Genomic DNA, 13,491 nt, shown 5'->3' on the forward strand with positions numbered 1-13,491 from the left:
TGCACAGAACGCCGTATTCTACGTGACATTGCGCAGTGGCGGCCGGGTACAAGAACGCCAGGTGTGACAGTTCGCGCCCGGCCACATGAGGGTCGCACCGGCTATGCGTCGGCTTTGACGTCCGTCAGGAAGTCCAGACGGTGCCGCGGGCTTCGTACTCCAGCATGCTCTCCAGGCCGAGCGCGGCGTCGACGCCGAGTTCGCGGCGGACCAGCCACAGGGCGAGGTCCAGGCCGGAGGTGACGCCGCCGGCGGTGACCAGGTCGCCGTCGTCGACGACACGGGCCTTCTTCAGCACACCGCCCTGCTCGACGAGGTCGGACTGCGCTCTGTGGTGAGTGGTACAGGGACGGCCCCGGGTGACGCCGGCCGCGGAGAGGAGCATCACGCCGGTGCACAGGGCCGCTAGGGTCAGCCCGGGCCGTTGGGCGGCGGCCAGGGCTCGCGGCAGGGCGCCCCTGCGGATCTCGGCCCAGACGCCCGGGTCCTCGCGGCGCGCGTATCCGCCGCCGGGCACGATGAGGAGGTCCGCCTTCTCGGGTGCCCAGCGGTGGTCGGCGCGGAGCTGGGTGCCGAAGGCGGCGGTGATGGTGCGTGGGCCGTCGAGAGTGACGTAGCGCACGTCGACATCGCGGTCGGTGAAGTGGTCGGAGGCGGCAAGGACTTCGTAGGGGGCGGCGAGGTCGAGTTCCTCCACGCCTTGGAAGAGCACGACCTGGACACGCAAGGGGGAACGGCGGTCGGCTGTGGACGCCGAGGCGGTTGTGGCGGCTTGGGCCGCAGCCGTGTGGGTGGGTATGCCGGTCGTGATGCTTGCGGCGCCGAGGGCGGTCGCGGTACGCAGAACGGTGCGTCGGTTCACGCGAAGCTCCTTTGTTCGTCTTCGTGGGGTGGTCGGAGTGGTCAAAGGGCGAGTGGTTCGTCCGCGAGATAGGGCGGAGCGGGGTCGTACTGGATCTCCCGGCGTACGGCACGGGCGTGTTCGCGGCCGTGCAGGCGCCCCACGAGCCAGAGTGCGCTGTCGATGCCGGCGGACACTCCCTGACTGGTCAGCAGGTTGCCGTCCACGACGTAGCGGGCGTCGGACACCACGGTGACGTCGCCTCGCGCCGTCAGCGCCTGCTCGTAGTGCCGGTGGGTGGCGACCCGACGGCCGCGTGCCGGGCCCGCGGCGTGCAGGAGGAAGGCGCCCGTGCAGACGCCGACGACCCACTCGGCCCGTGCGGCTTGGGCATCGATCCATCCGGTGACGCGGGGGTTGTGGGGTTCGGTCTGCCGGGCGCCGGACCCTCCGGGCACGAGGAGCACGTCGATCGGAGGGTGGTCGTCCAGGGTGCGGTCCGGCAGTACGCGCATGCCCTTGGCGCAGCGGACGGGATCGGCGCGTTCTGCGAGGAGCAGGGCGTTGTCGCGCTCTCCACGCAGAGCGGCGGAGGTGGTGAACACTTCCCAGGGGCCGACGAAGTCGAGTTCCTCGGCGGTGTCGAAGAGGAGGATGCCGTAGCTGGTCACGTGAAAGCCGTTCAATGCGGGGCGCGGTACGGGCGCACGGGCAGTAAAGGTGGGCACGGGCGGCGTCGTTCGGGTCGTGGCGCCGGTCAGGCGGTGTTCACGGTGCCGCGGCGCTCGTATTCGAGGACTTCCTCGGCGAGCAGGGCGGTGTCTGGGCCGAGGAACCGCTCGACGAGCCAGATCCCCAGGTCGATGCCCGAGGTGACGCCCCCGCAGGTGACCAGGTCACCGTCATCGACGACCCGGCCCTCCACCACTCGGCCGCCCTGGGCCCGCAGGTCCTGCTGAGCGATGTGATGGGTGGTGCAGCGGCGGCCGTCCGTCAGGCCGGCGGCGGACAGCAGCATGGTGCCCGAGCACACCGCCCCCATGACCAGGCCGTCTCGTCGGGCGGCCGCGAGTGCTCTGGGCAGGCGGCCGCGGCGGATCTCCCGCTGGAGTCCGGAGCCTTCGCCGTAGCCTCCGCCGGGGACGATGATCACGTCGGCGGAGCGCGGCGCCCAGGGGTCCCGGCAGACGATCTCCATGCCGGCGGACGTCGTCACCCGGTGGGCACCGTCCACGGTGACGAATGACTGTGCGAGGAGTTTTTCGCCGACAATGCCGAACACCTCGATGTGACCGGCGAAATCCTGCTCCTCCACGCCGTCATAGAGGACGGTGTGGACACGCAGCGGGCGTGCGGGACGGCGAGAACGTACGGATGGACCAGGCATGAAAGGGACTCCGTGAAGAGGTGGCGTGGTTCCCGGAACGAGCCGGCGAGAACACGCTCAGTCTTCCGACGGCCGCCCCCCGGCGACACCGGCACGTGTGCCCCTGGTGCGCAAGATACGGCCAGGCCCGGATGCAGGCTGCCGTCACCGGCGAAAAGCGCCCCTGTACGCCGACGGTGTCGTACCGACGTGCCGGACGAAGTGATGGCGAAGCGTCTCCACAGCCCCGAAGCCCGTGGCTTCCGCGATCCGCGCCAACGGGAGGTCGGTCGTCTCCAGTAGCTCCCTGGCACGCTGCACGCGCTGCGCGAGCAGCCAGCGCAGCGGCGTAGTGCCCGTCTGGGCGCGGAAGTGCCGCGCCAGACTGCGCCTGCTCATCATCGCGTGCGACGCGATATCGGCCACGGAGAGCGGTTCGCCGAGCTTGCCGCGCATCCACTGCAGTGTTTCGCCGAGATCGGCGGAGTCGGTCCCGGGCGCGCGATACTCGATGAACTGTGCCTGCCCGCCCGTGCGTTGGGGCGGCATGACCAGCATCCGCGCCGCTTTCGATGCGGCGACGGCGCCGTGATCGCGGCGCACCATGTGCAGGCACAGGTCCAGGCCCGCGGCGATGCCCGCCGACGTGAGTACCCGCCCCTCGTCGACGTACAGCACGGACGGGTCGACGTCGATGTCCGGGAAGCGCTCGGCCAGCGCGTCGGCGAACCGCCAGTGGGTCGTCGCTCTGCGTCCGTCCAGAAGCCCGGCGTGCGCCAGGGCGAATGCCCCGGTGCAGATGGAAGCGATGCGCGCCCCGTTGTTCGCCGCCTCTCGCAGCAGTCGTACCGCACGGCGGTCCGGGGCGTGCTCGACGGGAATGCCCGGCACGATCACCGTGTCCGCACCGAGCGCGTCGTCCCAGAGATACGACGAGGACACCCGGAAGGGTACCGTGGGGCCTGCCGTGGCCGCTGTGTCGCGATCGACGCACACGCGGACGTCATAGGCGGGGGTCCCGTCGTGACCGGTGACGAGCGCGAACACCTGGCAGGGTATGGCGAGATCGAGAGCCGATACGTTCTCGAGCGCGAGAACCGCAACCACATGCATATGGCCGAGGTTACGCCGGGGCTGCGTCTTCCCGGCGCGCGGATGCCACGAAGCGCATCGCGGCTGCGGGCGCCGCCGATGAGGCAGGTCGAGGCTGCCCTACCCCGGGCTCGACGAACGTCGTGGCATGAGTCTGCGGTCCTGAGCGCCCCCAGCGGACAGGGGAAGGGAGTCTGCCCTTCATCCCGCGCTAATCTTCGCCATGGGACAGCCGCGAGCGAAAAGGTTACCGGCGGCACAGCCAGTGAGGACGGGCCTGGTGCCCGGTAGGACGGCCGATGCCTGGCCGAGGACCGTGCGGTGCTGCACAGCGGGGGGACGAAGAGGAGAGGCATGGGCGTTGAGCCACTCATAGCGGCCGTGCGGAGCGGGGATGTACGGGCGGTGGAGGCACTGCTGGAGGCGGGTGCCGACCCCTGTGCCGCTGATGCGTACGGCACCTCCGCTTTGTGCCTGGCTGTGGATGCCTTCGATCTGACGATCGTCGAAGCTCTGCTGGCGTCGTCAAGGTGGGACCCTACTGCTGCCGACGGATGCTCCCCACTGCTGCGGGCGGTCGACCGCGGCGCCTGCGACATCGCCGAGACCCTCATCCGCCGCGGAGCACCCCTGGGGGCCAGGGACGCTGAAGGACGCGATGCTCTGGCTCTGGCCCGGTACTGGCACCGGGCAGACGTCGCGGACGAGCTTCGCCGGAGAAGCGAACAGCCTGGACCGGTCCGGCGCGGGACTGTCCGCTCCGCGTCGGGGGCGAGGTGCGAGGAGCTGTCACTGGCTGGCCTGACGGTCCGTACGGGGCACACCGCGATTCTCACCATGCTGGAGCCGAGGTACGGAATCACTCCGTCCTTCGAGGAGCTGCTGTCCCGCGCCCTTGCCGAACCGGACGTCGACCACGACGTGTGGTGGGCGACGACGCACGCGCTCCAGCAGCGTCACGACCCCGCTGTCTGGGACGCTGCCGCCGCCTTGCGCGACCGAGCGGACCCGTTGGAGCGGTACTTCGCCGCGGAAGTCCTTCGCACAATCAACCTCCTCGACGAGAACGACGACTCGCCGTTCGACGCTCCGCTGGTCGACATGTTCGTACCCTGGGTCGCGCAGGAGCCGGATCCCCGTGTGGCGGGTGCCCTCACCGCCGGTCTGGCTGACGCCCTGGACGTCCGTGCCGAGGAGACACTGGCAGCGCTCACTCGTCACAGCGACAGCCGGGCCCGCCAGTGGGCGGTCAGCGGACTGCACCGCGCCGCCGCGGCGGAGAAACCCGAGGCGCTGGCCGCGCTCACTCGAAGCACTCGGGACGCGTGCGCAGCCGTCCGACAGGCGGCCTGCAGGGCCCTTGCCTCCGCGCCACCCCATGTTGAGGACGCCTCTGAAACACTCGCCGCATGCCTCGCCGACACGGACGAGAGCGTCCGGGTAGAGGCCGCGGTCCGGCTCGCGCTGCGCGATGATTCCCGTGGTGACGCACTGCTGGATGGTCTGGACGCCACGGACAAGGATTCCCCGTACCACTGGCTGCTCTACGACGTTCACCGACACCGCACCTGGGGCCGCTGAGACCGATCTTCACCGGCTGGTTCGGGCTTGCGCAGGTCAGGAAATTCAGACTCGCCGTCGACGTGGTGCGCGGGAAGTACGACGAGAAGGGGTCGGCCGGTGAGGTCAACCACTTCAAGGCGCTGACCGCCGCCGTCTCGGGCACGGTCGGACTGGGCAACATCGCCGGCGTGGCCGTCGCCGTATCCATCGGCGGCCCCGGCGCCACCTTCTGGATGATCCTGTGCGGCCTGCTCGGCATGGCCACCAAGTTCGTCGAGGTCACCTTGGGCGTGAACTACCGCGAGGTGCACGCCGACGGCACCGTCTCCGGCGGCCCTATGCGTCCAGGTCAACCAGTCCTACGCCCAGCTCGTCTCCGTCACCGGCGGCGAGGACGGCCTGATGGGCTCCTCCGCCGGTGCGCTGTTCTTCGGCATCCTCATCGCCGCGCTCGTCGGGATCGTGCTGCTCGGCGGCATCCGCTCCATCGCCAACGTGACCAGCAGGCTCGTCCCCGCCATGGCCGGCATCTACATCGTGGCCTGCCTGGTCGTCATCCTGGTCCACGTCTCCGCCCTGCCGGCCGCGATCGGCACGATCATCGAGGGCGCGTTCAACCCCCAGGGTGTCGCCGGCGGTGTCATCGGCGCGCTGATCATCGGCTTCCAGCGGGCCGCGTTCTCCAACGAGGCCGGCCTCGGCTCCGCCCCGATCGCCCACTCCGCGGTCAAGACCAAGCCCCCCGCCACCGTCGCAGGCGTCGCCATCGGCCTGATCCTGCGCACCACCCGCGACAAGGGTGAGAGCGCATCCCCCGCCGAACGGGCTTCCCACCTGATGCACCCCATCTCCGCGGGGGTCGCGGTTCCCCTGTTCGCGCTGTTCGCCGCCGGCGTCGGCATCTCAGGCGCGGCCCTGGGGGAGGTGTTCACTCGGCCGGAGCCGCTGGGCGTGGTCCTCGGTCTTGTCATCGGCAAGACCTTCGGCATCTTCGCAGGCACCTACCTCGCTGTGCGCTTCACCCGGGCCAAGCTGAACCCGGATCTCGCCTGGGCGGACGTCTTGGCACTCGCGGTGTTGGCCGGGATCGGTTTCACTGTCGCCCTTCTCGTCGGTGAACTGGCCTTCCCCACCCCGGCCGCCATCGAGCACATCAAGGCCGCGGTGTTGGCCGGCTCTCTCATGGCCGCAGCCTTGGCGGGTCTCCTCGTCAAGCGGCGCCACGGCGTATACCGGCGCCTGCATGACGAGGAGACCCGCGATGACGACCACGACGGTATCCCCGACATCTACCAGCGGGCCGATACAACCGAGCGCTGACAGGATCCCCTCATGGCCGCCTCCTTGCTGCCCGTGGCGGTCATCGCCGCCGCTCTGGTCCTCAGAACGTCCTTGCACGAGATCCGGGCCCTGGCAGCGCTCGCCGGGAGTGGGGCTCCTACCTGATCGGTCGACACGGCCCGGGTGCCTGAGCCGGCGAAAGGCGACGGAAGCCGGGAGGCGCCATGACCAGCGATGCGCGGTGGCAGGTCCGCTAGTACGGTGTTGTGAAGTGGGCCAGGGGCGTCTATGCCCGGGGGACTCGGTGGTCGCGTCGGAGGAGGTCGGCAAGGCCCTGGCGGGTCGCAGCGACGACGACCCGGTCCTGCGCATGAAGGACGTAGCCGGGGTGTGGATCCCAGAGCAGGCCGGTGGAGGGTTCGCCGTCGTCGGCGGGAGCGGACGCCAAGTCCGGGAGGCGTTCGTCGGGTGCGGCGGAGTCCAGGGCGAGGACGCGCCACGCCCCGGCCCTGAAGGACTCGGCGACCGTGCGCCCCTCGAGCTGGGGGTGCCCGGCCACATCGAGAGCGGCGAAAAGCAGGACTCTGCGCTCCACGGGAATGGCGCCAAGGACTTGACGTCCCATCATCGCGCCGGCGAAAGCGGGCGCGGCGAGAGTGGAGACGCTGCGGCTGCGGGTGAGGGCCTGAGGATGCGCGGCGCGCAGGGTGCGGTAGACGGCAGTGGCGAACGCGTCGTCGTACAGGCGTAGCGCCACGCGGAGGTCGGGTTTGACCGAGCGCGCGTAGAGGGCCGCTTCGAGGTTGGTGGTGTCGCTGCTGGTGAGGGCGAGCAGTGCGTGCGCGCGGTGGATCTTCGCGGATTCCAGGACGCCTTCGTCGGTGACGTCTCCGATGACGGTGGGCACCTTCAGGCGTCGGGCCAGGGGGATGCCGCGGGCTTCAGGGTCTTCCTCGACGCACACCACGGGGATGCCGAGTTCGCGCAACCGCGCGAGTACGCGAGTGCCGATCTTCCCGAGGCCGAGCAGGACGACGTGGCCGGAGAGACCGCGCGGCGGACGTCGTAGGGCGGCCGCGCTGCGGAATGTGCCCAGGGCTTCCAGGACGGCGGCCAGGAGAACGGGCAGGAGGAGCAGGCCCGCGAGACCGGCCAGGAGTTGGAGGATCTGGCGGGAGGTGGCTTCGCCGAGCGCGGGATCGTCGATGGCGAAGAGGTCGAGCAGGGTGACGTATCCGGCGTGCAGCGGATGGGTGCGCGGGACCGTCAGCCAGTTCGCCACCGCCAGGCCGAGGACGCAGGCGGCGAGCCCGGCGAGTGACCAGCGCAGACGTGCTGAGAACAACGAGCCGAACGGAAGGGCCCGGCCGACGAGACGTCCCGGTGGCAGCGTGGGGCCGACGTGTGAGACGGCCTCAAGGACAACTGTGCCCCGACCTGTCGCGGCGGCCACCGTGCGGTCGTCGGGCAGCAGCAGGGGGCCCTGCCCTTGACCGCTGTCGTCGGAGCCCTCTTCTCCCGCGGGGTCATTGGTGGTGGCCGACAGCAGGGCGAGGGTGCACAGGCCGGGATCGGCGATCTCGTCCCGGCCCGGCGGGGTGCGCTCCACCGCCCGCAGCAGGAGCCCGTCGGCCTGGACGACTTTGCTGGTACCGGCGACGGCGGTGGCCGCGAGGGCCGGGGCGACGGTGTCGGCGTCGGACAGGACGGTGGTGGAGGTGTCCAGTGTCGCCAGGTCGAGACCGGGGGCAGCGACGGCCGCGGCTTGGTCGAGGAGCTCCTCCAAGTGCTGGCCGAGCTTGCGGTTGTAGAGCCGGATCACCAGGCGCAGACGGGGGTTGAGGCGGCGGGCGGCGAGCGCGGCGTGGATGTTCCTTTCGTCGTCGTCGTAGACGAGCGCCAGCGCGGCGGCCCCACCTACCCCCGCCTCGGTCAGGGTCGCTTCGTCGGGTTCCGCAGCTTCGAACACTCGAGGTTCTCGCGCCCCTTCGTGACCGGGGACGCGGGGGGACCGGTTCATCACGGCTTGGACCCGGCCCAGGAGAGCGGTGGCAGGGCGACTCACCGAAGTGGTCTGCGCTCCACCACCGGCCGGCGCGGAGGGCACGACAACAGTGACGTTCTCGCGGTAGACGGCGTGCAGTTCCGCGGCCAGCCGTTCGGCGAGCGCGTCGTCGCCGCAGACGATCATGTGGCCTGTCGGTGGGAGCCGCGGTGTCTGGTGGGGGAGAGCGGACGCACCACGTGGAGCGCGACGGACCGCCTGCTGGTTCCCTTGGTTCACCACTCGCTTCCTCCCCCATGACGACAGACGGGCGGGCAAGGCCGGGCAACGTCACGTGCCACCGTGGCTGTCCTTGGTGGTCGAGGGCTCGCCGGTGCGGGCGGCGGGCACGACCTTGTCGGCGGGCTCGTCGATGTCGAAGAGGCGCGCGATGGGTACGTCGGTGCTGCTGTGGGCCACGATGGAAAAGGCGATGCATACGGCGATGACGGTGTACGCCTCCTCACCCTCGGGGATTCCGGCCTGCAGGACCAGCAGCCCGTAGACGACCGAGGCGAATCCTTTGGGGCCGAACCAGGCGGCGACCAGCTTCTCCTGACGCGTGAACCGGGTTCCGATCAGGGAGAGCAGCAGTGAGGCGGGACGGATCAGCACGATGGCCAGGACCACGGCGACGTACCCGCCGACGGACAGGTCGCCGAAGAGGCTGGGAGTGAGCAGTGCGCCGAACACGAGCAGCGCGGCGAACTTCGCCAGCTCGGCAAGTGCCTCACCCAGCGGCTCGAACGCTTCCTTCGCCTCGATGGAGCGGGCCGTGAGGACCGCGCCCGCCGAGAACGCGGCGAGATAGGGGTTGGCATGCGTGAGGTGGCACAGCGCGTACAGGATCACGCCGATGGCCAGCGGCAGCAGGGGCTGCAGTTTGGGTTCCGCGCCGAGGACGCGGAAGCGGACGAGGGCGATGACGAGCATCGGCAGGGCGACACCGAAGACGAGGCCGAGCAGCAACTCCAGGCCGATCTGCCACAGTGATGACTCGGCGTGTCCCGAGGTGGGGCCGGCCGCCGCGATGAGGATGAGGACGACAGGCAGCGCCAGACCGTCGTTGATACCGCTCTCCACGTTCAGCAACTGCCGGAGCTTGGCGGGGACTTCCCTGCGTCCCACGATCGCCGAGGCGAACACCGGGTCGGTCGGCGCCAGGACCGCGCCGACCAGGAAGGACGTCGTCCAGTCCAGCCCGACCAGGTAATGGGTGACCAGGGCCATGGCGACGAACGCCAGCGGCATACCCAGGGCCAGGGCCCGTGCCGGGTTCTTCCAGTTGGCGCGGAGCTTGGGGAAGGAGACGTGCATGCCGTCGGTGAACAGCACCGCGAACAGCGCGAGATCGGCCGTCACCGACACGATCTCGCTGTCCGGGGTGATGTGGATCAGGCCGAGGAAGCCGTCGCTGACGAGCGCGCCACCGATGAGGAAGAGGAAAGAGGTGGAAAGCACCGTGCGGGCCGCGAGGCCGGACAGCAGCACCGCGATGAGCAGCGCGGTTCCGAAGACGACGATGAGCACCATGGCCGGAATCCCCCGATCAGCGAAGAGACTTGTCTCAAGACGCCGACCAGACTTCCCGGCACACCGAGGGGAACCTTACATGTTCTTTACGCGGTGCTAACAGGACCCTGACGAGCGCTCGGGACCGCCGGTGGAGGTGAGACATAAATAGGCGTGGAGTCGTCTGGCCGAGCACGCCGGGTCCGGCATCAACAACGCGTAGGATTGCCGGAATTCGGCAATGAACTGTGACGGCCTCTCGGTCCAGGATGGGCGTGGCAGAAACGGGGGCCTGGCCCTGATGCCGGGTCACGGAAACGAGGCCCCGGCATCAGGGTCGGAGCTGCGGCATGGGAAAGGAGTGGAAGATGCGGGAGTTCCTGGAGTCCGCCACGGGTTTTCCGGCCGTCGTCTTCACCTCCGCCCTGGTGGTAGTCCTTGCCTTCTGGCTGCTCGCCATGTTCGGTGCGGTCGCAGCGGACAGTTTCGACACGGATGTGGACCTGGGGGCCGGCTCACTCACGTCGCGGCGGACTTCGCCCTGCTGCTGGCTTCCGGGCTGACGGCCTGGTGGGCGGCGCGCGGGCTCGTACGGCCCTTCGCCAAGCTCTTCCCGGACGAGCCCGCACCGTCACGGCAGGACTTCATCGGGGCGTTGTGCACCGACGGGCATCACCGAGCGGGCCGTCGCCAAGGCCGCCCCCAATTGGGCAGGGCGCGGATGGCGTCGGCGGCCAGGATCCGCTCCTGCCGCATGCTGACCGAGGTCGACTTGCCGGATTCCGAGTGCGAGGTGGAGGTGGTCTCCACGTCGTGGTCGCCGATCAGCCGGGAGAGCTTGTCGGCGAAGTCCGGGTCGCCGATGCCGAGCCGATGACCTTGATCGTGGAGGCGCTCCACATGGCGTCCACGCCGGCGTCCCCCCAGACCTCCTGGCCCTGCCGGTAGGACTGCAGGTGAGACGTGAGAGGGTCTGGGGCGTGAGTGAGACGCCGTCGAACACCCTGCAATACCGCTTTGACGGGCCAGAAGAGGCCCCGGTCCTGATCCTGGGTGCCTCCCTCGGTACCACCTGGCACATGTGGGACCGGCAGATACCCGACCTGACCCGCCACTGGCGGGTGTTCCGCTTCGACATGCCGGGGCACGGCGGGGCCCCCGCACACCCGTGCGGCTCCGTCGGAGAGCTCGCCGAGCGGCTGCTGGCCACGCTGGACGAGCTGGGCGTGCAGCGCTTCGGGTACGCGGGATGCGCCTTCGGCGGTGCCATCGGCGCCGAGCTGGCGCTGCGGCACCCGGAGCGGGTCGCCTCGCTCGCCCTGATCGCCGCGTCGCCGCGGTTCGGCACCGCCGACGAGTTCCGCCAGCGCGGCGTGATCGTCCGCAGCAACGGCCTCGACCCCATCGCCCGCTCCGCCCCCGAGCGCTGGTTCACGCCCGGCTTCGCCGCCGCGCAGCCCGCGATCACCGACTGGGCCGTGCAGATGGTGCGCACCACCGACCCCGGGTGCTACATCGCGGCCTGTGAGGCCCTCGCCGCCTTCGACGTCCGCGCCGAACTGGGCCGCATCGGCGTCCCCACGCTGGTCCTCGTCGGTTCCGAGGACCAGGTCACCGGGCAGGGGGAGGCCCGCACCCTCGTCGCGGGCATACCCGACTCGCGGCTCGCCGTCGTGCCGGGCGCCTCGCACCTCGCGCCCGTCGAGCAGCCCGCCGCCGTCACCGACCTGCTCGTACGCCACTTCTCCACGGCCTGGCAGGAGGCCCACCAGGCGGCGATCACACCGCCGCCCGTCAAGCCCGCCCTGTCCCCGAAGTCCATGACTCCGACAGCCCCGGTGGCCGCCGTGGCCGAGATCGCCGCCGCCCTACAGCCCGAGGCGGTCGTCGGCACCGTCCGGAACGATCCCTACGAGGCGGGCATGAAGGTCCGCCGCGAGGTCCTCGGCGACGCTCACGTGGACCGTGCGCTGGCCGCGGCCGACGACTTCTCCGGCGACTTCCAGGAGCTCATCACCCGCTACGCCTGGGGCGAGGTCTGGAACCGGCCCGGCCTGGACCGCCGCTCCCGCAGCTGCGTCACCCTCACGGCCCTCGTCGCGGGCGGCCACCTGGACGAGCTGGCGTTCCACACCCGCGCCGCGCTGCGCAACGGCCTCACCCCGGCCGAGATCAAGGAGGTACTGCTCCAGGCCGCCGTCTACTGCGGCGTCCCCGCGGCGAACTCCGCCTTCAAGGTCGCGCAGGCCGTGATCCGTGAGGAAACCACTCCGCAGGAGTAGCAGGATGGGGGGATGACTGGCATGACGACCCCCGCGGACAACGCTCCCACGCGCGCGAAGCGCATGACGTTCACGAAGAAGTCCCACGCGTGCGTGCGTCTCGAAAAGGACGGACGCACGCTCGTCGTCGACCCGGGCGGGTTCAGCGAGGACGACGCCGCCGCCGGCGCCGACGCCATCCTCGTCACCCACGAACACCCCGACCACTTCGACGAGGGGCACCTGCGCGCGGCCATGGAGGCCCGCCCCGGCACCGAGATCTGGACCCTGAAGGCGGTCGCGGACCAGCTCTCGGCCGCCTTCCCGGGCCGCGTGCACACCGTCGGGCACGGCGACACGTTCACCGCCGCCGGATTCGACGTCCAGGTGCACGGCGAGTTGCACGCCGTGATCCACCCGGACATCCCGCGCATCACCAACGTGGGGTACCTCGTCGACGGCTCCGTCTTCCACCCCGGTGACGCGCTGACCGTTCCCGACCAGCCCGTGGAGACGCTGATGCTCCCGGTCATGGCGCCCTGGAACAAGATCTCCGAGGTCATCGAGTACGTACGAGAGGTCAGGCCGCAGCGCGCCTACGACATCCACGACGCCCTGCTGACCGACCTCGCCCGGCCGATCTACGACCGTCAGATCGGGGCCCTCGGCGGCGCCGAACACCTGCGGCTGACCCCCGGGGAGACCGCCGAACTCTGACTGTCGGTGGCGGCCGGTAGGTTGTGAGGCATGCGCATTGCGACCTGGAACGTGAACTCGATCACCGCTCGGCTCCCGAGGCTCCTGGCCTGGCTGGAGAGCACCGGCACGGACGTGCTGTGCGTCCAGGAGACCAAGACGACGGCCGAGGGCTTCCCGGCCGCCGAGCTCCGCGAGCTGGGCTACGAGTCGGCGGTCCACGCGACCGGCAGGTGGAACGGCGTCGCGTTGATCTCCAGGGTCGGCCTCGAAGACGTCGTCAGGGGCCTGCCGGGCGATCCGGGCTACGACGGCGTGGAGGAGCCCCGCGCGATCTCCGCGACCTGCGGCCCGGTCCGCCTCTGGTCGGTGTACGTGCCGAACGGCCGCGAGGTCGACCACGCCCACTACGCCTACAAGCTTCAGTGGTTCGAGGCCCTGAAGGCCGCCGTCGCCGGGGACGCGAAGGGCTCGCGCCCGTTCGCCGTCCTCGGCGACTACAACGTCGCGCCGACCGACGACGACGTCTGGGACCCCTCCCTCTTCGTCGGCGCGACGCACGTCACCCCCGCCGAGCGCGCCGCCCTCACCGACCTGCGCGGCACCGGCCTGTCGGACATCGTGCCGCGCCCCCTGAAGTACGACCACCCGTACACCTACTGGGACTACCGCCAGCTCTGCTTCCCCAAGAACAAGGGCATGCGCATCGACCTGGTGTACGGCAACGAACCCTTCGCCAAGGCCGTCACCGACTCGTACGTGGACCGCGAGGAGCGCAAGGGCAAGGGCGCATCCGACCACGCCCCGGTCGTGGTGGACCTGGAGCTCTGAGGCC

11 protein-coding genes and 2 pseudogenes are annotated in these 13,491 nt (G+C 70.3%); 6 read left to right on the forward strand and 7 right to left on the reverse strand.

What is annotated here, in order from left to right:
* Positions 1-124: 124 nt before the first annotated feature.
* The 4 genes from KKZ08_RS32050 to KKZ08_RS32065 all read right to left on the reverse strand — a co-directional run bounded on the left by KKZ08_RS32050 (position 125) and on the right by KKZ08_RS32065 (position 3,320).
* Complete coding sequence (locus KKZ08_RS32050) at positions 125-862, reverse strand: DJ-1/PfpI family protein (RefSeq protein WP_223777753.1); 738 nt, start codon at positions 860-862, stop codon at positions 125-127.
* Positions 863-903: 41 nt separating this feature from the next.
* Positions 904-1,512: a DJ-1/PfpI family protein gene (locus tag KKZ08_RS32055; RefSeq protein ID WP_223777754.1), complete on the reverse strand. Its 609-nt coding sequence runs from the start codon at positions 1,510-1,512 to the stop codon at positions 904-906.
* Between the two features lie 86 nt (positions 1,513-1,598).
* A complete protein-coding gene (locus tag KKZ08_RS32060; protein ID WP_223777755.1) occupies positions 1,599-2,228 on the reverse strand; it encodes a DJ-1/PfpI family protein in 630 nt (209 codons plus the stop codon).
* A 144-nt stretch (positions 2,229-2,372) separates the two neighbouring features.
* Complete coding sequence (locus KKZ08_RS32065) at positions 2,373-3,320, reverse strand: helix-turn-helix domain-containing protein (RefSeq protein ID WP_223777756.1); 948 nt, start codon at positions 3,318-3,320, stop codon at positions 2,373-2,375.
* Positions 3,321-3,620: 300 nt separating this feature from the next.
* Between KKZ08_RS32065 and KKZ08_RS32070 the strand changes: the two genes are divergently transcribed.
* A complete protein-coding gene (locus tag KKZ08_RS32070; protein WP_223777757.1) occupies positions 3,621-4,880 on the forward strand; it encodes an ankyrin repeat domain-containing protein in 1,260 nt (419 codons plus the stop codon).
* Positions 4,835-6,182 (forward strand): annotated as a pseudogene (locus tag KKZ08_RS32075) (alanine:cation symporter family protein). The gene KKZ08_RS32070 and the pseudogene KKZ08_RS32075 overlap by 46 nt, the downstream one beginning before the upstream one ends.
* 247 nt (positions 6,183-6,429) lie before the next feature.
* On the opposite strand, the gene KKZ08_RS32080 reads toward KKZ08_RS32075, so the two are convergent.
* Both KKZ08_RS32080 and KKZ08_RS32085 read right to left on the reverse strand, forming a co-directional pair.
* A complete protein-coding gene (locus KKZ08_RS32080) occupies positions 6,430-8,334 on the reverse strand; it encodes a potassium channel protein (RefSeq protein WP_223777758.1) in 1,905 nt (634 codons plus the stop codon).
* Positions 8,335-8,478: 144 nt separating this feature from the next.
* On the reverse strand, positions 8,479-9,720 hold the full coding sequence (locus tag KKZ08_RS32085) for a cation:proton antiporter (protein ID WP_223777759.1): 1,242 nt from the start codon (positions 9,718-9,720) through the stop codon (positions 8,479-8,481).
* 347 nt (positions 9,721-10,067) lie between these two features.
* Between KKZ08_RS32085 and KKZ08_RS32090 the strand changes: the two genes are divergently transcribed.
* Positions 10,068-10,262, forward strand: coding sequence for a hypothetical protein (locus tag KKZ08_RS32090; protein WP_223777760.1), 195 nt, complete (start codon positions 10,068-10,070; stop codon positions 10,260-10,262).
* A 145-nt stretch (positions 10,263-10,407) separates the two neighbouring features.
* Here the strand turns inward: KKZ08_RS32090 and KKZ08_RS32095 are convergent.
* Positions 10,408-10,655: pseudogene (locus KKZ08_RS32095) on the reverse strand (TraM recognition domain-containing protein); the annotation flags it as partial.
* Positions 10,656-10,679: 24 nt separating this feature from the next.
* On the opposite strand from KKZ08_RS32095, the gene pcaC reads away from it, so the two are divergent.
* From pcaC to KKZ08_RS32110, 3 genes are all read left to right on the forward strand, one after another.
* Positions 10,680-11,981, forward strand: coding sequence for a 4-carboxymuconolactone decarboxylase (gene pcaC, locus KKZ08_RS32100; protein WP_223777761.1), 1,302 nt, complete (start codon positions 10,680-10,682; stop codon positions 11,979-11,981).
* 63 nt (positions 11,982-12,044) lie between these two features.
* Positions 12,045-12,677 carry an MBL fold metallo-hydrolase gene (locus KKZ08_RS32105; RefSeq protein WP_223779271.1) on the forward strand — a complete coding sequence of 211 codons (633 nt, stop codon included), beginning with the start codon at positions 12,045-12,047 and terminating at the stop codon, positions 12,675-12,677.
* Positions 12,678-12,707: 30 nt separating this feature from the next.
* Positions 12,708-13,487: an exodeoxyribonuclease III gene (locus tag KKZ08_RS32110; RefSeq protein WP_223777762.1), complete on the forward strand. Its 780-nt coding sequence runs from the start codon at positions 12,708-12,710 to the stop codon at positions 13,485-13,487.
* Positions 13,488-13,491: the final 4 nt, after the last annotated feature.

This window comes from Streptomyces sp. 135, assembly GCF_020026305.1.
Taxonomy (GTDB): domain Bacteria; phylum Actinomycetota; class Actinomycetes; order Streptomycetales; family Streptomycetaceae; genus Streptomyces.